Source organism: Blautia sp. NSJ-140, from assembly GCF_022868965.1.
In the GTDB taxonomy this organism is placed as follows: Bacteria; Bacillota; Clostridia; order Lachnospirales; family Lachnospiraceae; genus Blautia_A.
Genome location: NZ_JALIFS010000002.1, coordinates 346518 through 368450, shown reverse-complemented (window position 1 = coordinate 368450; position 21933 = coordinate 346518). Strand labels below are relative to the sequence as shown.

Sequence of the window (21933 nt, the reverse complement as noted above, 5' to 3'; positions counted from 1 at the left end):
GTTCCATAAAAAACAGAATAGCGGCAATCACTCCGATAATGCAGGGCAGTAAAAACTGGATACCATATCCCAACACCATGTTAAATAGTCCATCGAAAGCATCTGCCCGATCCGTATATCGCTCCATCATAGAGGGCGTTGTCATCAGATAAGTCAGCGGGATTGGAAACAGGAACGCAGCCAAAATAATCAGCGGAATAAATTTCTTCCGTTTCAATTTCAAAAATTCGCATTTGATTAGTTTAAGCAATTCCTTCGCCCCCTGTCACACGCTTGAAGTAATCTTCAAGACTTTCTTCACAGGTATGTGCTTCTGATACCTCCAATCCGTTTTCTACAAAAGCAGTTACAATTTTCCCCACGGGTAGCTCCATATTGTGTAGACGCAGATTGTGGTCGTCTTGTATGGAAAAATGGGTTTCATGGAAATTGCGTTCCAAAATTCTTGCCGCCTGTGCAGTATCAGAGAGCGTAAACCGGATATGTTTACTGCTTTTTTGCTCCAACTCAGCAAGGCTTTCTTCTTCCAGCAATGCACCGTGGTCAATAATTCCAATATCGTCAGCCAGCAAGGAAATCTCCGAAAGAATGTGACTGGAGATTAGAATGGTTTTTCCTCTTGTGTCGCAAAGCTCACGGATAAAGGATCGCACTTCCGCTGTTGCCATCAGTGCGTTCATGTGTGCTGTCCATGCCATCGGATCTGCTTCCTTGTCCGGTACCGGATTCTTCTCCAGTAATTTCTCCATCTGGCTGTCCATTCTCTCCTGTGCTGCTTTCTCGATCTGTTCCAGATGGCTGTTCAGCTTCCCGGTCAGGAACAGGCTCTGATAAAGGCTGTTCTTGTGTTCTTTCAGAAATGTCCTCCGCAGCATCCCATATTTCCCGATCGTCACTTCTTCCTCTTCGACGGTCAGATTCGGAAACAGGTAATCTCCCTTGCGATGATATGTCAGTTCCATAATCGTTTCCTCCTTCATTTTCAATATTTTCTTCTTTTTTCGTTTCTGCATCCTGATTTTTAATTTCGCGTATTAACGTGGTAAAGTTATTATAATTCCTTTCATTGGATTTTTCAACCTCTTTTCTCGCTTCTTCCAGAGAAATTTTATGTACGGTCTTTCCAATATCAATCAGAATACTCTCTCTGAGCTGGCTTGCCGCATTTCCAAGGAAGGTGAGAACTGACAGACGGTTATAATCTGTGATATGCATGAAGTCCTCTTCTTCCAGAAGTTCCATCGGGTCAAGCCCGCATCGCCTGGAAAGCAGATAGTAAACACTGTCTGTTGCCAGCTGACGAAAATCACTGCGGATCGTCACCTCATCCAGATCTTCCAGATAAGTACCTTCTACAGCATATTCCAATCCATCCAGGTATTCCTCCAGATTGTCATTGACCATTTCCCTTGCGACCGCCATCAATGCGTCCCGCAAAGTTGCCGCATCCTTTTCTTCCAGAGCATAGACTTCTGCCAGATGGGTGAGGATCTCTTCTCTCTGGTGTTCCTGCATCTTCCAAAGATATGGGCTTCTGCCTCCGGCTACCATGTGGGTATCCGAAATATCAAACACATAACGAAGTTTGGTATTCTGCCAGGTTTCATCAAACAAGGCAATTCCTCTTGCACCACGATTTACCCAGCGTAACATCTTTTCATTCCATAGTTCCAGTGATGCACAGGCTGTTGCGTCTGGACGCTGTGCATGGATCAGAAGCTGGTCTGAAAAAGAATAACGATATAACCTTGATGCTGTGTCCATATAATCCATCCAATCCCCTGGCGAACTGCTCACTGATACGGCATGTTCCTGCACCAAGTTTCGGATGTCCTGTAGTTTAGACATTAAACTTCCCTCCTATCAATAAAAAAACAGCCCACTCTTTTTTAGAATTGGCTGCATAAAATGTACTTTACTTTTCGGAGAGAAAATGCTATATTCTAATTGAAAAGAGTAACCGCCCACAAGGTGGATGCTCCTGGATTAGGTTTTAATTTATTTTGCTCTCAAAGAGAGCTGCCTATCCTGTTGGCAGACAGGGTAGGCTATTTTTTTCGCTTGTTGTCCCTATTATCCAAATAGGCAAGCAAAGCAATCAGAAACGTACCGCCTAAGAACAATAAGCTCAAGACTTCGTATGTATCCATTCGCTCCACCTCCCTTCTTCTGTATCCCTTAACGGAATCTGAAAATCCAGGAGGTTTTTACCAACCCTGTACACGGTTACTCCAGTAATATTCTAACAGGTAACTCTCCGCAAAGCAATTCCTTTTTACTTCATACGGTTTTATATTCTGTTTTTCTCTTATTCTCTGGCCAATGCAGTTTCCATTCCAGATATTCCTCTTCTGTGATTCTTCCATCGCCCAATTTCTGCTTTTTCCCCATCCATTCCTGCAGATAAGACATTGTTTTTTTATCCCTCATTGTGATTCCAACTATTTCACTTTCTGAATCATTTAGCAGGAACAGATGAAAAAGCCCTCTATTTTCTTCATCCATCCAGAATAAAGTTTCCATTAATTCGTCCATTGTCGCAATTCCAGGACTTAAAAAATTTCGGACATCAACTTCCAATATTTCTGCTATCCGGATAAGCGTTTCCTGCTTCGGTGTACGCTGTCCACTTTCATATTGGGCGATTCTCACATCCGCACTACTTTCCCCATATCCTAATCTGCGTCCCAATTCCTTTTGAGTTATGTTGCGAAACATACGGATTTTTCTTATTCTTGCTCCTAATTTCAATTTCTTCTCCTTTTCAAAATGGGGCTGTGCAGTAACCACAGCCCCAGAACACTATTTATATTATCATTTGCGTTTTCTCTTAACTGTCACTACAGTTCCCAGACATCCTGCTGATACTGCAAGTGCCAGCACAAAAATAGCAATATTTGTATTATCTCCTGTTTTTGGTGAATTGGATACAGAAGTCGCATCAGAACCATGGGAACCAGGAGTGCTGACTCCCTGGTTTTCTGATGTTTCCGGAGTGTCTTTTTCCGGAGCTTTCTTATTTGTCAGATCCAGAGTATATTCAATCACAGGAGTACGGTCATTGACATATTCAAACTGAATCTTATGCTCGGTTTCATCAAGCTGATAGCCATCCAGTGTTTTTGTTTCTTTCAGGATATATGTGATTGCTTTTTTATACTGCCCATTCTTAAAAGTCGCAATCGGATAATTCTTTGATTCTGCATGGCCAGCACTGTCTGTTACCAGAGTTTCCAGAACTTTACCTTTGCTGTCACAAAGGGCAAATTCTACACCTTTCATTGGCTTCTTGGTATCTTTATCCGTTTTATTTAAGATTACCTTGCCCATTGCCTGTTCATCTTCCATTTTGGCTCCCTGAACATCTCCGGTGTCCTTAACCTCAAATGTCACTTTATTTGCCACAATATAGCCTTTCGGTGCTGTTTCCTCCAACAACGTATAAGTGCCGACTGAAAGTTTCTCTACATAATGGGGCTGATCACCAGATGTCCAGCTTTCCATAACTTCCTGGTTTTCATTAAGAATATACAGTTTAGCACCTTTGACCTCGCTGCTTCCATCTGTCATATCAACTTTACTGATCAGAATTTTTGTTGTATCATCCTGCATTTCTACTTTCTGTATATCTGCAGTATTTTCTACTACAAACGTAATGGATTCTGCAGTTGCATAACCATCAGCAGGAATTGTCTCTGTTAATGTATATTTCTTTCCAACTTCCAGTTCCTTAATGATGTGTGGTGTGCTTCCGGAAGTCCACTCATCCACAACGTTTCCCTCTGAATCGGATACTTTCAGTTTTGCACCTGGTAATTCTTCCCCGGTTGTAATATCTGATTTTGTGATTTCAAAAGTAGTTGGCTCATCTTCATAAGTGAACTCAAAGGATACTTCTGCAACCTCTTCTCCCGCATAAGCAAAATCAAATTCCTTGATTTCTTCTGTTGTCACAAATCCAGCAGGAGCCTGCACTTCTTTTACATAGTAGTTGCCATTGATTGGAAGATCTGCCGTAAATACAATCCTTCCATCCTGATCCGTAGCTTTCTGCTCGATCATGGTATCTGCTTTCAGGATTACTTCGCCTTCTGCATTTAAAATATCATTCTTTGTATAAAGTGCAAATACTCCGCCTTCCAGAACACGGTCTGTATTTTTTTCTTTCTTAACTACAGTTACTTTTGCTTTCTGGCGGTTATTCTGCCAGTCCTCATCATAAGTCACAACCGGAGTATTCTGATCACGATAAGTCAGATCAACCTCTCTGATTTCTCCATCCAGAACATATCCATCCGCCGTCTCTTTTTCCTTTACATAATATTTGCCTAAAGGAAGATCTTCTGATCTTGCATATCCAAGAGCATCTGTCGTAATTGTTGCTACCAATTCGTCCTTTTTATAATAATCACTGCTTTCCCCATCTGCAGCCTTGATATCCTCCGCTGCATAAATTTCAAAAGTAACATCTTTCAAAGAACCTGTAACATAGCCAAATGCTGCGTCCATGCCGCCTGCCAGCATATCTTTCCAGGTAACTTCCTTGACAAATTCACCTTTTTTATTGATGATGATTCGTCCAACCGGAACAGCATCCTTCATTTCTACTTTTTGAACATCTGCAGTATCAGAAACTGTAAATTTCACTTCCTCCGCCTGCAGATAACCATATGGTGCAAACTCTTCCCGAAGTGTGTAGGTTTTTCCCACATGGAGTCTTTTTATTACATGAGCTTTTCCTTTTACAGAAGTCCATTTTTCTACTTCTTTTCCGTCTGAATCCAAAACCGTCAGTGTTGCTCCGTCAAGTTCCACACCTGTTGTAATATCTGATTTCGTAAATTCAGTTGTTGTCGGCTCATTCTTAAAAACGGTTTCCAGTTTTACTGTTTTTACTTCCTGTCCCTGATATTTCGCAGTCACCTCAATCTGCTCATCTGAAGATACAAAACCATCTGGTGCTGCCAGTTCTTTTATATAATAAGTTCCAAATGGCAGATCCTGCTCAAAAACAGTTTTTCCATCTTCACCTGTTACCGCTTTTGTAAGCAGTTCGTCTGCTTTTACCAGTACCTTATCCCCTGCTTTTATATCCTCTTTTGCGTAAAGACCAAACTCTGCTCCAGAAAGCCCTTTCTCATTTTCAGCATCTTTTTTCACAACTGACACTTCTACTTTCTGGCGGTCATTTATAAACTCTGCACTCTGTGAGATCACTGGTGTATTCTGGTCTGCATAGACGAAAGAAATCTTCTGTTCTTCTTCATTTAATACAAATCCCTCCGGTGCAGTCTTTTCTACAACTTTGTATTCTCCTAGAGGCAGATTATCAAGCTCTGCTTTTCCGGATTCATCCGTTGTCAGTTCTGCAACTTTTTCACCCTTTGCATATTTCAGGATTCTTTTTCCTGTATCATCTTTCTGGAAATCTGCTGTATAGATATCCTCTGCAGCATATACTTCATATACTGCACCGGAAAGGTTTTGAACTTCATACCTAAAATCATTCTTATAGGTCGAAAGAACCTCTCCTTTTTTCTGTACAGTGAGTTTTCCTTTCACCGAATGGTCCTCATATACCACTTCAATGACCGCATCACCTGAAACCGGATCCGTCTGATACAGGGTATTGGTATCCACCTGTATTTCGACATAATTTTTGTTAATGGTATAACCGTCCGGTGCTGTTACCTCTTCGATTCTATAATGACCAATTTTTAAATTCTGAGGCAGTATCAGATATCCATCTATATCTGTGAAATATGAGGTATGTGTAACAGTTATCGGGTATGTAGTTACCTGCTCTACATATTTTTCATGATCCATATCATAAATTTTAAACTCTGTTCCCGGAATTAGAACAGATTTTTTAGTCTCATCATCCTGTTTGATAATTTTCAGTTTTGCAGAAAATTCTTTATCCAAAAGAACTCTCCATGTCTGCGGCTCTGTTGGTTTATTCTCTGTAATCCGGACAATAAAATCATCTACAGGTTTGTAATTATGGGGTGTTGTAGTTTCTCTCACCAGATATGTTCCATATGGAATTGCAATGGATTTTACATAGCCTTTCTCATTTGTAAAAATTTCCGTTGCTCCATTTTCACCGATCACAACTGGCTCTGCAGAGGAAAAATCATAATTTCCATCCTCTTTTACCACCAAAGAAGATACCAGATATGCACTAAATCCAGCTCCGGATAGTAATGCAGCATCTGTGTCTCCATTATTGGCAGCTTTAATAAGTTCAAACGGCTGTTTCTTCACCGTTTCCAGTGAGGTACACTCTTTTTCTACAACCGCTGTCAGATCACCTTCATCACTGCATACAAGATCATATTCATGCTCGTCTGCCAGATATCCTACGGATGGGGTAATTTCCTTGATGTAATACTCTCCAAGATAAAGATTCTCTATCCTTGCTTTTCCTTCTTTATCGGTAGTTAGCGTACCAATCTGGCTTCCGGCTTTATAAATAACGCCTGTCTTTCCATCTGGATGGGTAATGTCGTTTCTTGCATAAAGTCCATACACCGCATTTTCCAGGGAAGCATCTCCCTGTGCCTTATTTTCTTTTGTCTCGGCATCTTTTTTATTCAAAGAGATTGCAGCACTGACCCTGTCATTCACAAAAGTATGACTGAAAGAAATTTTTGCCTGTTCATCATTGGTATAACTGAACTGGAAAGAATAAGTATCTTTCTCATTTCTGACATAACCAGCCGGAGCCTGGACTTCTTTTACATAATAAGAAAATCCCACTGGAAGATCTGCTTTAAATGCTGCTTTTCCATCAGTACCAGTAATTGCAGTCTCAATCAGAGCATCTTTTTTTACCACTACTTTTCCATCCACAGTTTTCATATCCTGCGCTGCAAACAGAGCAAAATGCCCTCCGGATAGTGTATTTTCAGTATCTTTGTCTTTCTTTATCACCTGCACCACTGCTTTCTGACGGTCATTTGTAAAGGTAGTCTCTGAGAAAGCCGCTTCTGCAGTCTGCCCTGCATAAGAAATGGTTACTTTTTTTGTTTCTTTTGCATTATAAAAATTTTCCGGGGCCTGTGCTTCTGTTACATTATAGCTTCCAAGCGGAAGATTCTTTACCGTTACAGAACCGTTCTCACCTGTGATCAGATTTTTCGCTACTTCTGCGCCTTTTTTGTAAACTGTTTTTCCACCTGCTGTTACAATATCCTCGGCAGCATATACGTTATAAACGGCTCCTTTCTGACGGCGTTTCTCATACTGGAATGAAGTTCCATTTTCATCAGATACAGCTCCTACAAAAACTTCTCCCTCTTTATAAACGGTCAGATTTCCTTTCTGCTCTTTGTCCGTTACAGTCTGTTTGGTTGTACTGCCAACTACTAATTTCACTCCATACGAAGAAGCCTGGACAACATAACCTTCCGGTGCTGTAATCTCTTTTAAGTAAACAGTATCCTGTGTCTTGGTAAGAGTTACTCGTGAAGAACCATTGCTGTCTGTTGGCGGCATCTTAACAATCAGCTTTGTGCAGGCGTTATCACTATATACTCCATACACGGCTCCAGCCAGATTTTTCCCAGTATCTCCATCTTTCTTTGTAATTTCGATAACTGCTTCTTCCGGCCAGTCAACTGTAATCTGCAGATCAGCGGAATCCGTATAGTAGCCAAATCCAATATCCTGTGAACTCTCCAGTTTTAAAAGCATTGCATGGAAATCCAGGGGAAAATTGGAAGTGATCGCATACTTTCCTTTCAGACTGCCCATATTGGCTGTTGTAGCTACAAGATGAAATTTCTCTCCACCTTTTACAGTGACATTTCCAGATGCCGTCTTTCCTGTAGTTTCGTTGACAAGGCTCACACCATTTTCCAGATGAATGGTAATGGTAAATGCTTCATTTGCCTTCCAGGTAAAACTTTCTGTTTCCTTTCCCGTTGCATTAACGGAAAGTCCTGGAAGAAGTTTCATTGCTGTCGGATCAGGCATTTTAGCAAGAGCTGCTTTAATCTCTTTCAGCATATTTTTAGCGGTTGTAGAAAGCGCACCTCCAAATCCGGATTCGCCATCATATAAATAATCAACCAGATAATGCTGCATGGCTCTTGTCTCAGAACTGCATCCATATTTTTCCATGATGGATTTTACATTATATCCGTTGAATGTATGTCCCCATCCAGGACCGCCATATCCATAGAACAAAGCTTTCCGCAGATACTTATCATCTCCGCCCTCATCCAGTTCAACCATATTTTTATATGTTGTCCCACTTGGAGGTGACTGCATGGAGTGCTGCATACAATACGCATTTACTGTATAAGTCTTTCCGCCTGCTTTGTAACGAACATATTTGTAGCTGTCATTTCCACCCTGTCCCATAACTGTATCAAACGGATGAAGCTGGCCATCTGAATAATAGTAATATTTATTTGCTTCAATATTTGTTGCATCATCCCATGGAGTATCGGTTGCAAGTAACATGATACCATTTTCTGCCTGATCCATGGAAACACTTAGGTCAATGTCATCTGCTGGCATTTCAAAACTGAATTTATCCGATTCTTCGTGATAAGTCACCTCTGAATACAATAAATCTTCTGTATTCTCTGTCTGGTTTGCCTGTACTTTTGTTGTTCCTACTGCAATTAAGCTGCCTTGCGGCATATCTCCGGAAAATACAACGGTTTCTCCTGGCTGATACTGTCCATCTTCATGGTTCAGCTCAATATGAAATTCCTCTCCACGAACAATATTTACCTGATAATTTCCATCTGCATCTTCTGTTTTCTCTGTTCCATCTGTAAAAGAGTCGTCTGTCGCCTCTGGCATTTCTTCCGGATCTGTATCTGTAATTTCTTCAAATGTGCTGTCTGTATCCGGATTATCATCTATGGCAGGTTCTTCTGTTGAAACTTCCTCAGACGGATTTTCCGGGATTGGTGTATCTATTGGCTCTTCCTCAACCGGAATTTCTGTCGGAGTTACTTCTTCATAGATTTTATCCTCTGACGGAATTTCTACATTTACCTCATCCTGCACAGGTTCTTCACTCTCTGCAGTGCCTATGGCTGGTTCCTCGCCTTCTGCTTCATTCTCATCTTCCTGGTTGCTTACAGATTCCTGATTCTCAGATTCAGCAACCTGCACCACCGCTTCCTTTACAATCAGCTTACGATTGATCTGATAAATTGGGTGACCACTTACTGGCTCTACATAATAAACAGCTTTGTATGTATCTTCGTAATCTGTTGTAAAGTCCTGCTTTTCCTCATTTTTTGCCTCATGGAAAGTGATCTTCACCTTTTTTTCATCTGGTATTTCCAGTCTGGTAAAATCTTTCTCCACTTCAAAAATACTGCCTGTTTCCAGTTCCAGATCTTTTGCTTTTACCACCTCATCTGCATCAAGTTCATTTTTTACCTTTTCGTATAACGGTGGCTCTTCTGGCACTACATCTGCCGCATAGGACAGTATTGGAGATAGAATTGTAGATAACACTGTAAGCATTGCCAAGAATCCCGACAAAAATCTTCTCATATTTTTTTTATTCTTCATTCTTTTTTCCTTTCTTCCGTTCCGGGAAAATCAACTGAAACTTTGGATTTCCGGTTTCTGAAACCTCCATCTTTATAGTTGCTTCATACTTCCTTTTTGTTTTCTCTGATACCAGATCTTTGAAATGCACCTGCTTCTCACTCAGCAGCTTCCTGACAGTTGCTTCATCAAGTATTTTTCCCTGACTCTCAAAAAATCGGTTATTTTTCCATAAAGTAAAACTGCAATCACTTCCTGAACAATAATAATTTCTCTTTCCCACATAAACCTTATTGCCACATCTTGGGCATTTTCCAATTTCTTTCCGACCATCTGAAAATAGTTTCTGGTATTCTTCCACTGGCTGTCCATTATCACTTACCAATTTGGTAACCATTTTTTCAATTTCGAAGAGAAATTCTTCTACATTTTTCTGGCCTCTGGAAATCAGTGTCAGATCATTTTCCCATTCTGCTGTAAGTTTTGGTGATTTGATCATTTCCGGAAGAATCCTGATCAGATTTCTTCCATCTGCTGTAGGTAATATCTGCTTCTTTTTACGCTCAATAAAGCCTTTCTCAATCAGTTTTTCAATAATCGCTGCCCTGGTAGCCGGAGTTCCAAGCCCTTTTCTCTCTGCGTCTTCTATCGTATCCGAACTTCCAGCGTGTTCCATGGCACTAAGGAGCGTATCCTCCGTATAATGTTTCGGCGGTGCTGTAAAATGTTCACTAAATTTTACAACAACACATTCAAATACCTGTCCTATTTTTATATCTGGAAAATCACTTTCCTCCTCTTCTGGCTTTTCTGCATTTTTCCCATATGATTTAAAGAACCGTTCTTCCACTTCTTTCCATCCATATTGGAGAACATTCTTTCCAGATGCAGTAAACAGTTCTCCATGACAGGAAATTTCAGTCTTAATACTCTCATATATGTATTCCTGTTCCGATGCACATAATAACTTTGATGCAATCAGCATGAGAATTTCTTTTTCTCCACCTGGAAGTGCTTTTAAATCCGTGTTTGCAATTTCTACCGTTGGTATAATTGCATGATGATCTGATACCTTTTTGCTGTTTAAAAGTCTTTTTATCTCTGGTTCCGAACCCTTCATTGATATTTCTGGAAATACTCTATTTACCGCATCAATAACCAAAAACACATTTTCTTCCATATCATCTGTAAGATATTGGCTATCCGTCCTTGGATACGTCACCAGTTTCTTCTCATAAAGGCTTTGGGTATAGTCCAAGGTTTGCTGTGCCGTAAATCCAAGAAGACGGTTTGCTTCCCTCTGTAATGTGGTCAGATCATATAATTTCGGCGGCTGTACCTTTTTCTTCTCTTTCTTTACTGAAAGAATCTGTACAGTTTCATCCTTCATATCCTCCATCATCTGAACAGCAGCACTTTTCTCTTTTATCCGGCTGCTTACAGCATCCAATCCATCCATCAGAAGATGAACCAGATAATACTTTTCTTTCTGGAAGTTCTCGATGTTCTTTTCCCGTTCCACCAGCATTGCAAGTGTAGGTGTCTGCACCCGACCTACAATCAACCGATGGTGGTACAGCACCGTAAACAGTCTGGTTGCATTAATTCCCACCAGCCAGTCTGCTTCACTTCTCGCCACCGCAGAATAATAAAGATCATCATATTCATGTCCATCTTTCATCTGCCGAAATCCTTCCAGAATTGCTTTTTCCTCCATGGAAGAAATCCACAGTCTTTTAAAGGGAAGTTTACATTCTGCCTGGTTATATACCAGACGGAAAATCAACTCCCCTTCTCTTCCTGCATCTGTTGCACATATAATTTCTGTGACATCTGCTCTGTGAAGCAATTCCTTTAAAATCCGAAACTGCCCTTTGGTACTTTCTTTGATCTGATATTTCCAATTCTCTGGGATCATGGGAAGTGTCTCATATCTCCATGCTTTCCAGTCATCTCGGTACTGATCCGCACTAGCCAGTTCAATCAAATGCCCAATACACCAGGAAACCAGATATTCTTTTCCTTCCAGGTAGCCATCTTTTACGTTTGTGGCATGAAGCACCTTCGCAATGTTTCTGGCTACGCTGGGTTTTTCCGCAATTACAAGCTGCAATTTTCAATCTCCTTTCTGCACCTGTCGCTGTAATTAAGTGAAACAAAGTTATTCCTCTGATTCTTCGTCTCCTACTTCACCTTCCATTTCATATTCTTCTAATTCTTCATCATCCTCACGAATTGTATCTTCCTCCTCATCGTCGTCCTCGTCCTCTTCATAATCAAAAGAAGTATTTCTTCCTTTTATAAATTTCCAATAATAGTAAGCACCACAAACTCCTGCCAGAACCAGCAGCATTAATAAAATCGTGCCGGAATTATTGCTTTTCTTCTCAGGTTCTTCCTTTTCTTCCGGTATGATCGTAACTTCTGGTTCCGGTGTCTCTGTGATCTTCTCTGTTTCAAGTGGCAGTGCGGATTCTGCAATAGCCTGGTTCTGTGGAAGTGTGACCATGTTGGTATCCGTAAAGTTCAACAGATCATTTTCGCCTACCTCCGTAAGAAGATAAACATTTTCATCCGTTTTATCCTTATCTACGATCAGATAAAAAACCTTATCACTTTTTGTCTTGATCGTATAAAATTCCTTTCCTCCCTTGTCCTGAACTGTTCCTGTTGTCATGCCGGAAGCAGAACTTTCTCCCTGCACCCGTCCGGTATCTGCTTCTGTAGCCGTTTCATTTCCTGTGTTTTCTGGTTCTGTTGGTGCAGTAGCAGTCTCGTTCGTTGTCTGATGTTCCGTTACGGTTGCCGTAGCACTGGTGGGCTTACTTGCAGTTCCATCGGCTGGCAAAGAAGCTGCATTCTGCTCCGTTCTGGAAACCTCTGTATTCTCTTTTACTGCATCTGGATTTTCATAATAAGGGTTTCCTACTTTATAGATCTCTGACATATTTCCTGCTTTGTCTTTTGCCTGCAGGGTAAAGTATTCATAGGAAGTATCCACTTTTTGCAACTCTGCTTTTTCAATTTCGTCCGGATCCGCAATGTAACTGGAAGCGATTACCGTAGAAATTCCATTAGAAAACATAGCCGAACAGGAAGCAAATCCTGTCATTACGGAAAGAAGCAAAATCAATAACAACCCCATTGAGATCAGAGTAGTTGCATTTCTTACAAATACTTCCTGTGCCTTTCTTGCAATTTTAGTAGCAAGATTTACTGACCGGATTGAGGTGTCTTTTGTTTCTTTTGCAATCTTCCCAGCCCGGTATGCCATCTGATACTCTCGCTTAATCCTCTGCTTCTGTATTAATTTTCTGATCAGCTTTTTCTGCATCTCTGGATGTTCTTCCAGATATTTCTGATATTGATACCTAGATGCACTCTTCCAGGCTCTTTGCTCTAAACGGTTTTCTTTATGTATCTGACTGCGGTTCTTCCGGATATTTCTACTGCTATGTTCCTGTAATATCCACTCACCTGAACGCACCAGCTTATGTGCTGCATCTACAGCACTGTTTTCCTCTTCGTCTTTGCCTGCTTTCTGATATACTGCATTTTTTAATGCTTTCTTTGGAACAGAAGACAAGGTTTTCTTTTTACCATCCGTTTTCCCTGTTTTTTTGTCGAAATATAAATGGTACTTTACCTTTGCTTTCTGTTCCTCATTTGTTTTCTTGGTATAAACAGAATCTTTCGGAATTTTGTTCTGCCTCTCAGCTTCCTGTTTTTTTGCAGCCTTATCCACTTCCTGATAAGTTTTTATTGTTTTTCGGCTATATTTCTGCTTTCCTTTTTTTCGGTTTGTAGAAACATCATTCTTCTCTGCCTGAAAATGTCCTCCATCTGTTTCAGCCGAAGTTTTCTTTTCTTTCTTCAGACTTCCATCTGTCTCTAGTTTTCCAAACTGCAGTCTCTGCTGTTTCTTTTTCTGTCGCTGATACTGGCTCCTGTGTTTTTCTTTGCGCTCACGTATTTCTACCGCTGAATCTACAGATACACCTGCAGGCTTGTCCCGGTATCTGTACCGTCCCTGTGTTTTTCGTTTTCCCGGAGGACTGTTTGCAGCCTCTTCTTTTTTGGCAGGATTTCCCTCCTGAACTTTTTCGGAAAATTGTTTCTTTTCAGCTTTTTTATGAGAGTTTTTCTTCTTTTCAGAAGTAATAAATGCCTGTTCTACATCCTTCTGTTTATAATGCAACTCCTGATCGCTGTTTGTAACTTTTCTGGTCTCCTTTGTTGCAAGATTTTCCTCAACCAGACCATTTCTGGTCATACGGCTGACTTTCTTCTCTTTCGCCGTATATTTTTGTTTTCCCAATGTACCTCACCTCTGCTTTTTTGTCCGTTAAGTCTGAATCTCATCCGGTTTAGTACTCATCAAAGCATAGGTTCTGGTATCCTGCGGATATCTGTCTGCAAAAGGTATGATTACATTTCCGTAAAAAAGCAGCCCTTCTCCTGCATTACTGTTATTTACAAAAGAAATCTGATGCTTGGAAATATTCAATTTCTCCGCAAGGATCTTCTGATCCCCGCTGTGCTGATTTAACATCAGGATAAAATCACTGTTTCCCACAATACTTTCTACTGCCAGAGAGCCAAGAAAATCTGTTACATTCTGACTGATTCCTGTAATGATTCCACCCCACTTACGAAATCTCTTCCACATTTCAATAGAATAATTAGCAGTCTGTGGCTGGTTCAGCAAAAGGTGAAATTCATCCACATAATAACGGGTTGATTTCCTGCGGCTGCGGTTCTGTGATACTCTTGTCCAAACCATATGCTGGACAATCAACATCCCTGCTTTTCGTAGTGTGGTTCCAAGTTCCCGGATATCAAAGCATACCACTCTGTTCTGCGTATCGACATTACTTCGATGGTTAAATACATTCTGCGATCCTGTTACATACAACTGCAGACTGTTGGCAATGTTCTGTGCTGCTGGTTTATCTGGTGCATAAAAGTTCAGACGTTCATAGAAATCCTGCAAAGTCGGCATATTTTCCGGTTTTGGATCATTGTAAAGATATTTTTTATAAATGTCTTTTACACACAGGTCAATCATGGAAACCTCATCACCATTTAATTCTGCATTTTGAGGTTTCTTCATAATGACCTCGCAGAAAGATGTGATAAACTCTGCTTTATCAGCAATAATGGTATCAATATCCTCCACATCGCCATTAATCCTGTATTTCTCCGGATGATAAATAACATCCAGGTTCACTTCCATAGGATTGATGTAATCATTACTTTTTGCACTAATTTTAATAACTTCACCATTTAAGGCATTTACCAGCGGAAAATATTCTCCCTCCGGGTCACAGATAATAATGTCATCGTCTGTAATCAAGAAAACATTGAGAATTTCTCTTTTCGTTGCAAAACTCTTACCGGAACCAGGAGTACCCAAAATCAGGCCGTTAGGTGTTTTCAATCGTTTCCGATCCACCATAATGAGATTGTTTGACAGTGCATTTAAGCCATAGTAAAGAGCTTCACCGCCTTGGAAAAGTTCCTGTGTGGTAAACGGAACAAAGATTGCTGTAGAAGTCGTAGTCATAATTCTCTGTATTCCAGTCTGGTTCATTCCCAGTGGCAGTGATGCCACAAGTCCCTGTTCCTGCTGATATTGAAGTCTCCGTATATTGCAATTATATTTCTGGGCGATTCCTGCAGTCTGATACACAATATTGTCCAGTTTTCTCTTATTGTCCGCTGTATTCATCAGCAAAAAAGTAAGTTCAAAAAGTTTCTCATTCCTAGACTGGATTTCATTGAGCAATCCCTCCACATCCTCTCCGTATGTAGAAATGTCCGTTGGAATAATATCCATATCATATCCGCTTCTGACCGCTTTCTTCTGTTCTTCAATTTTCATTTTCTGAATATTTGACAGCGTACTTTTCAGGCTTTTAATAGCTGCCTTGGGATCAATTGGACGCAGGTGCATATTGATGATAAGATTCTCTTCCAGATCCAGCAGATCTGCCAGCAGTTTATCCGTAAGTTCTGGTGATGTAATCTGTAAATATGACACGCATCCAAAAGTCTGTCCCATCCTAAAATAGCTGTCATTGCGAAAATCAAATCCGGTAGGTGCAATAAAGTCTTTTGTCTGCAGACCTGTTTTTGCAACCATCCCATAATGGAAATGGAAAGATTCTTTTGTGTCCATATTCATCACATCATGCAGAATTTTCAGACGTTCTACCCCATTTAAAGGCTCTGCCATGGCTCCCATCACCTTAAAATTATTCAATACACTGGCTTCAATTCTCTCCAGCCTGGATTTTGCATTTCGCAGATTATCCGCCTTAATGGAAAATGTAATATATTTTGTTTTTACAAGCCCATTATTTCCTTTGGAAAGCTGCATTTTCAACATATCCGAATATTCTTTCCGAATATCATTGAAACAGTCATCCTGCTCTGGAATATCAATATTTTTTGCATACTCATCAAAATTCACCTGTTGATTAAGAAATGTAATTTGTACCTCAACAGAGCTGTCAAATGAATTCAGGAACTCACAATAGTTCTCAAAAATAGCCGCTTTATCATCATTCTGCGCTAACTGGTAATTTATATCGTAAAACTGCACCATTTTTGAATAATAGTTATCATCCGTCCTGCAGATACCATCCTTATATATTTCCTTATATGGAATCGTATCCTGCGCTGTAAAAGGCTTCCTCTTCTTCTGATTCTCCGCTTTTATCATCCGAAGTTCTTTCAGACGCTTTTTTTCTTCTTTCGTAAGTCCGGTTTTCTGTTTCTTATTTTTTTCGGTCTGCTTTTTTAAGGAAATGGAACGGATTTCTCGCTTCCCTGGCTTCTTTTGCCTTTTTCTCAAGCCATGCACCCTCTTTCTCTAATTTATCGTACTCTATAATCCGGTCATATAAGTTTTGGGAACGATAGAACCTGATTCCAGGTCTTAAAAATTTCTGCCGGATAATGTGAAGCAATATTTTCTCTGCTGGAAATCCATCCTTTTCATACATTGCAAAAAAGAAAAATGGCAGCATCACTATGATCATAAGCGTTGCTGCCACATCTGTTCCTAGTCCTGCTTTTGTCAGCAAATAGACCGGAACACCACAAATTCCTGCCAGAGAAAAACATATAATTTGTCTTTTAGTTAAATTCAGTGCTAATTTTGTCTTTATTTTTGAAAAATCTTTCGGCACTGGAACATATGCCATATTCTTGTTTCCTCCTAATGTGCATTGAAGATTGATTTTGCCAGGGAACTGGTCTTAAACAGGCTGAAACATAAAATAACTGTATATGCTGCAACTGACCAGATAGCTGTATGAAGATTATCCGCAACTGTAATAGCATTTACCAGAACTGCATAAATCGCAACACATACCATCATAAAAAATCCCTGGAATCCCAACGCTAATAATGCCTTCACATAATTATTTCCAATACTTCCCCATTCCCTGTTCGTAAATGTTGAAAACGGAATAGGTGCCACAGAGACATAAAGATATATTTCTATCATTCGTCCATATAAAATGACGGTAATCAGGACTGATATGATTTTTAGACATAAACTGACCAGCATCGTTTCCAGACCAAGCCCCAGTAATTCTCCGATTCCCATATCTTCAATCTGCGTTTCAAGAAGCGTTTTCAATGCTTCTGTAACATCAATAGATGCGGAACCGGTTATCATACCGCCAGCATTGGATACCACATGATTCGCTACATCAAAAATTGCCATCGCAATATCAAAAGTATGAGTAACCAGATATACCGCTACCCACATCTTAAAAATGTATTTGAAAAACATAAACGTATCCGTATCGTGCATATTGTTTTTTTCCATAATCATGGAAATCAGCTCATAACACAGTACAAATGTAATAATCATCCCCGCAATGGGGACAATGACATTATCCGACAGATTTTTTATCATGGAAAAAATGCCACTGTTCCAATTTTGGGGTGTTTTCCCAACCTCTGTAGCAATCGTTTCTACTTTGGTATTTACATCGGTGAACATGGTATCCAGGTTTGATGTGATCCAGCCTGTTAGCAGATCCTTTATGAACTCTGTTATTTTTTCGGTTATTCCACCCATTTATTTATCCAAACAAAGTTGCAAGCTGTGGAATCAGGTTTATTCCAATCAGTACGATGCCACCGCCCGCCATCAACTGTTTCATACCCAAATAGGTGTAGGAAACCGGCTCGATGGCGGGCGGCGGCGTGTCAAGAAATATCTATGGAGTTTTTTAAGAACCGCCCCGGCGGGGCAGGTCAGGCTGTGACCTGCTCCACTTCCGGGATGGGTTTGAGATTGAAATGAATTTCGATAGAAATGTGTCTTGTCCTATCGCTGTCTATGCTCTCATGGACAACGATTTCTTTAATCAGGCGGTTGAGGGTGGCGGCGTCCAGTTCCGTGATGTCGGCGTATTCCTGAATGGCTTCTACCCACTGGCGGGCGTCACACGCAAGCCGGATTTCATCGGCCAGCTTCTTCCGGCCTTCCTCAACCCTTGTTTTCAACTCGGCCTGTTCCTTCTGCGTCTTTTCCATCAGCAGATTGAAGTTCGCTTCGCTGATACGTCCGGCAACCATGTCCTCATACAGCCGCAGCACCATCTTTTCCAGAACGTCAATCCGTTCCTCGTCTTTGGCAAGGGAACGCTCCAACGCTTCCCGCTGGCCTTTCTGCTCGGCTTCGCAGGTGTCGGACAGCTTCTCGGCAACGGCCTCCCCGTCCATCAGGGCTGCTCTGGCGCACTCCCGGATTTTGTTCAGGACAAGCCGGTACAGGGTGTCGTACTCAACCCGGTGCTGGGAACAGTGCTGCTTTCCGTAGGCGTTGTAGGTCTTACAGGAATAAATCTGCTTCGGGTGCTTCTCGTTGGTGTAGCGGATAGTCAGCGACTTCCCGCACTCGCCGCATTTGATAAGCCCCGCAAACAGGCTGATTTCCCCGGTCTGGCGGGGGCGCTGCCGGGATTTCAGCTTGCGCTGCACGATGTCAAAGGTCTTGCGGTCAACAAGCGGCTCATGCTGGTTCTCCACGACAATCCATTCCTCCGGCTTTTTCTCCCCGATGGTGCCGATTTTGAAGCGGTATTCCTTCTTCTGGGAAGCGATAGCGCCGGTGTAGACGGGGTTCATCAGGATGTCCTTAATCACGGTAAAGTCCCAGATATACCGCCCGTTTACCGGGTCTTTCTTTTCCCACTTGGTTGACACGTTCCGCAGCCCCCGTACCCGGTTCCAGTAGGTCGGACAGGGGATTTTTTCTTCTTCCAGCCTGCGCCGGATGTAGTTGGGGCCGTGTCCTTCCAGCGCCCATGCAAACAGACGCCGGACAATGGGAGCTGTTTCCTCGTCAATCAGCAGGTGGTTTTTGTCCTCCGGGTCTTTCTGGTAGCCGAAGGGGGCAAGGCAGCCGGTAAACTGGCCTTTCTGGGCTTTCAGCAGATAAGAGGAATGAACCTTCTTGGAAATGTCCTTGCTGTACATCTCGTTGAGGATATTCTTGAACGGTGCAATGTCGTTGTTGTCCCGCATGGTGTCGATACCGTCATTCATGGCGATATACCGGACGCCGTGGCGGGGAAAGAAATCTTCAATCAGGAAGCCGGTCTGCAAGTAATTCCTACCCAGTCTGGATAGGTCTTTCGTTATCACAAGGTTGGCCTGCCTGCGCTCGATGGCTTTCAACATCCGTTTCAGGTCGGGGCGCTCCATGTTCAGCCCCGTGTAGCCATCGTCCTGATAGACTGCAACAACCTCCCATCCCTGCTTCTCGCAGTAGTTTTCCAGCATATCCCGCTGGTTTGCAATGCTGGCGCTCTCCCCGTCAAGGTCATCGTCCTTGGAAAGCCTGCAATAGATAGCCGCCCGGAAGCTGCCCGCCAGTATTGCGTCCATGCCTGTATATTCCATTCCGTTCATCATAACCATTTACCCGCACAATCCAGACGGAACACGGTCATGCTGAACCTTGTCTTTATTATACTCTAAATCTTGCTTTTTCACAAGATATTCTTTATCATTTCTCTGGCTGTATTTCTGTGCAATCAGGCTCACGAAAACGTCCGTAGCGTCCAGTTCGCCGTCAAATACCGTTGTGACATGGATTTCAGTTTTGCTTTTTGCCATAGGCAGTTACCTCCATAAATGAAATAAGCCAGACAGGAGAGGGTCGGCAACGAAGTCCGGCAACGGGCTTCAAAAAACCTCGAAAACAATCTCTGTCTGGCGGGTTACTGTTTATTTACTTTTTCTTTTATTTTTCTGTTGCTTTGGTTGTCAGAGGGGAGAAAAGCCCGCAGTTACGGGCTTTTTCCCGGCAACCGGCTCGGCAACGGGATAGCAACGGGGTCGGCAACCGGCTGTGGTTTCCCCGGATTTTTCAGAAGGGAAGTTCCATCTGCTCGGTCACTTCCACAAATCCGTCCGGCGTTTTTTCACGCCCGTTGTCAGCGCCCGTTGCCGGGGCTTCCCGTTCCCAGCCCTTTTGCCTGCCGTATCCTTCAAATATCCGGGGATTGGAGAAATACTTCCATCCCGTGATACAGTGGTTCATGATGTCGTTGACTTCCCGGATTTCCCATTGCTTCGGCTCGTCAAAGGGGTGGTTCAGGGCTTCCTTAAAAAGCTGCTTGGAGCATACGGCGCTGCCGGTGTAGCGGTCAAGGTATGCCTGTATCATCCCGGCCTTGGTGTCCTCCGGCATGAAATCCCGCTGGTGTTCTTTGAGGTACTGTATCATTTCGGGTGTAAAAGACAGCTTAAAATCGCCGCTTTTGTAGGTCGTCATGGCTTCCGCCCATACCTGTTCGATATAGGCTCTGGAAGCGGCTTCATCGTCCAAAATGTGTACCTCGGCCTGTTCAGGGTAGACCATGACCGGCAGGAAGCGCCGGTTCCCGGAACGGTCAAGGGGCAGGAAGTCCAGCGCATTGGAAGTCCCGCCAAACACGCATTGCCGCAGCCTGTCCTCCGGGTGGGTTTCGTAGGGGATTTTATAGACCTCCTTCTGGCGGCTTAAAAATGACTTGATTTCCTCTATGCTCTTGGCGTTGGCAGTGGCAATCATCTCCGACATTTCAATTATCCAGTGGCCTTGTAACTTCCGGTACACGTTATCATCGTCCAGCTTCCGCAAATCATCGGAAAACCACTCGTCCTTTACGGCCAGCAGCCGGAAGAAGGTGGATTTCCCGGCTCCCTGACCGCCTACCAGACAGAGCATGACCTCAAACTTACAGCCGGGGCTGAAAGCCCGGTGGATGGCTCCCAGCAGGAACAGCCGCAGGGAATGGTAAGTGAAGTTGTCCGTGTCGGCTCCCAGAAAGTGCCGCAGGCAGTAGCGGATACGCTCTTTCCCGTCCCAGACAAGGCCGCTCAGATAGTCCCGGATGGGATGGTAGCTGTTGGCGTCTGCGGCCAGATCGGCGGCGTCTGCTATCTTTTTCTCGCTGGTCAGGCCGTAGGTATCTTCCAGATACAGCCGGATATATTTCATATCCGTGTCGGTCATGGCCTTGCTGCCGGTTCTGCGTTTCCTGCCGATGGGCTTTAGAAGGTCAATGCGCTCGGTCAGGAGATTTTTCGCAACCGCCCCGGAAAGGATGGGGTCATACTGGAACACGGTAAGGCAGTTGTGGATACTGTTCCGCACGCCGCCTTTCTCGGTGCTTTCCAGCATGGCCTTGACTTCCTCAACGCTCCGGGGCGGGGGTGCGGCTTCGATGGTGTCTGTCACGGCCTGCCGCAGTTCGGGCGGCAAGGTCTGCCATTCTCCGCTCAAGGTTCCTCACTTCCTTTCCGTAGCTGGCAATCAGGGCAGCCCGTTCCTCTATGTCGGAGAACAGCAGCACATCCAGCAGATATTCCACATGGGCTTGTTTCTGCAAGGCTTCCACGAAAAGCGGGTGCCATTCCTCGTCCGGTGTCTTGGGGGCATAGTCCCGCTTCCAGCGGCGCAGCAGATTGTGATAGTCGGACAGTACCCGGAAACAGTGGCGTTCCATGCGCTTAAATTGTTGCTCCGGGCTTTCCTGCCGGGGCTGGGGGCGGCGGCTCCTGCTTGGCGGCTCCTTATCCTCATAGGGGATGGAGAAGTCCTGCGCCAGCATGAGGGCGGCTTCCTTGGGGCTGACGTTTTCCAGACGGGAAACAAAGTCAATCACATCCCCGTCTGCCTGACAGCCGAAGCAATGGAAGCGCCGGTCAACCTTCATGCTGGGATTTTTATCGTCATGGAAGGGGCAGACGCACATCCCGTTTCTTCCTACCCGGATACCGTAATGCTCAGCAGCCTGCCGGGTGGTAACAGACTGCTTCACGGCTTCAAATACGTTCAATAGGCAAATCCTCCTGAAAATAAGAAAAGCGCCTGCCATTCTCACGGGGAAA

13 protein-coding genes and 3 pseudogenes are annotated in these 21933 nt (G+C 43.0%); all 16 read right to left on the bottom strand.

Annotated features, from left to right (window positions below; all coding sequences use genetic code 11):
- Positions 1-250 (bottom strand): ABC transporter permease (locus MUB50_RS04275; RefSeq protein WP_244790190.1); only part of this gene is annotated, 250 nt, incomplete at its 3' end.
- A pseudogene (locus MUB50_RS04270) lies at positions 243-659 on the bottom strand (ABC transporter ATP-binding protein); the annotation flags it as partial. The pseudogene MUB50_RS04270 and the gene MUB50_RS04275, both read right to left, overlap by 8 nt.
- Positions 660-713: 54 nt before the next feature.
- A pseudogene (locus tag MUB50_RS17145) lies at positions 714-962 on the bottom strand (TnpV protein); the annotation flags it as partial.
- Positions 963-2048: 1086 nt separating this feature from the next.
- Positions 2049-2150, bottom strand: coding sequence for a putative holin-like toxin (locus MUB50_RS04260; RefSeq protein WP_015524590.1), 102 nt, complete (start codon positions 2148-2150; stop codon positions 2049-2051).
- A 130-nt stretch (positions 2151-2280) separates the two neighbouring features.
- Positions 2281-2751: a helix-turn-helix domain-containing protein gene (locus MUB50_RS04255; RefSeq protein WP_114002924.1), complete on the bottom strand. Its 471-nt coding sequence runs from the start codon at positions 2749-2751 to the stop codon at positions 2281-2283.
- A 63-nt stretch (positions 2752-2814) separates the two neighbouring features.
- Positions 2815-9546: a SpaA isopeptide-forming pilin-related protein gene (locus MUB50_RS04250; RefSeq protein WP_244802515.1), complete on the bottom strand. Its 6732-nt coding sequence runs from the start codon at positions 9544-9546 to the stop codon at positions 2815-2817.
- The gene (locus tag MUB50_RS04245) at positions 9536-11638 is read right to left on the bottom strand and encodes a DNA topoisomerase 3 (protein ID WP_244802514.1); all 2103 of its coding nucleotides are present in this window, start codon (positions 11636-11638) and stop codon (positions 9536-9538) included. The genes MUB50_RS04250 and MUB50_RS04245 overlap by 11 nt, the downstream gene beginning before the upstream one ends.
- Positions 11639-11686: 48 nt before the next feature.
- Complete coding sequence (locus MUB50_RS04240; RefSeq protein WP_244802513.1) at positions 11687-13843, bottom strand: CD1107 family mobile element protein; 2157 nt, start codon at positions 13841-13843, stop codon at positions 11687-11689.
- A gap of 27 nt (positions 13844-13870) precedes the next feature.
- Entirely contained in the window at positions 13871-16252 is a 2382-nt protein-coding gene (locus MUB50_RS04235) for a VirB4-like conjugal transfer ATPase, CD1110 family (protein WP_117640066.1), read from the bottom strand.
- A gap of 55 nt (positions 16253-16307) precedes the next feature.
- Positions 16308-16736, bottom strand: coding sequence for a PrgI family protein (locus tag MUB50_RS04230; RefSeq protein ID WP_059085511.1), 429 nt, complete (start codon positions 16734-16736; stop codon positions 16308-16310).
- Between the two features lie 14 nt (positions 16737-16750).
- Positions 16751-17623 carry a VirB6/TrbL-like conjugal transfer protein, CD1112 family gene (locus MUB50_RS04225; protein ID WP_005426566.1) on the bottom strand — a complete coding sequence of 291 codons (873 nt, stop codon included), beginning with the start codon at positions 17621-17623 and terminating at the stop codon, positions 16751-16753.
- A gap of 4 nt (positions 17624-17627) precedes the next feature.
- Positions 17628-17711: pseudogene (locus tag MUB50_RS04220) on the bottom strand (Maff2 family mobile element protein); the annotation flags it as partial.
- A gap of 91 nt (positions 17712-17802) precedes the next feature.
- Entirely contained in the window at positions 17803-19473 is a 1671-nt protein-coding gene (locus MUB50_RS04215; RefSeq protein ID WP_244790182.1) for a recombinase family protein, read from the bottom strand.
- Complete coding sequence (locus MUB50_RS04210; protein ID WP_055052370.1) at positions 19474-19671, bottom strand: hypothetical protein; 198 nt, start codon at positions 19669-19671, stop codon at positions 19474-19476.
- Positions 19672-19924: 253 nt separating this feature from the next.
- Entirely contained in the window at positions 19925-21223 is a 1299-nt protein-coding gene (locus MUB50_RS04205) for a virulence-associated E family protein (protein WP_015540959.1), read from the bottom strand.
- 13 nt (positions 21224-21236) lie between these two features.
- Complete coding sequence (locus MUB50_RS04200) at positions 21237-21881, bottom strand: CHC2 zinc finger domain-containing protein (RefSeq protein WP_055052369.1); 645 nt, start codon at positions 21879-21881, stop codon at positions 21237-21239.
- Between the last annotated feature and the right edge of the window lie 52 nt (positions 21882-21933).

Coding starts and splice junctions, on each gene's coding strand:
- MUB50_RS04260 (WP_015524590.1), bottom strand. CDS start 2,150: ATGGATACATACGAAGTCTTGAGCTTATTGTTCTTAGGCGGTACGTTT.
- MUB50_RS04250 (WP_244802515.1), bottom strand. CDS start 9,546: ATGAAGAATAAAAAAAATATGAGAAGATTTTTGTCGGGATTCTTGGCA.
- MUB50_RS04235 (WP_117640066.1), bottom strand. CDS start 16,252: ATGATAAAAGCGGAGAATCAGAAGAAGAGGAAGCCTTTTACAGCGCAG.
- MUB50_RS04230 (WP_059085511.1), bottom strand. CDS start 16,736: ATGGCATATGTTCCAGTGCCGAAAGATTTTTCAAAAATAAAGACAAAA.
- MUB50_RS04225 (WP_005426566.1), bottom strand. CDS start 17,623: ATGGGTGGAATAACCGAAAAAATAACAGAGTTCATAAAGGATCTGCTA.
- MUB50_RS04215 (WP_244790182.1), bottom strand. CDS start 19,473: ATGGTTATGATGAACGGAATGGAATATACAGGCATGGACGCAATACTG.
- MUB50_RS04210 (WP_055052370.1), bottom strand. CDS start 19,671: ATGGCAAAAAGCAAAACTGAAATCCATGTCACAACGGTATTTGACGGC.
- MUB50_RS04205 (WP_015540959.1), bottom strand. CDS start 21,223: ATGCTGGAAAGCACCGAGAAAGGCGGCGTGCGGAACAGTATCCACAAC.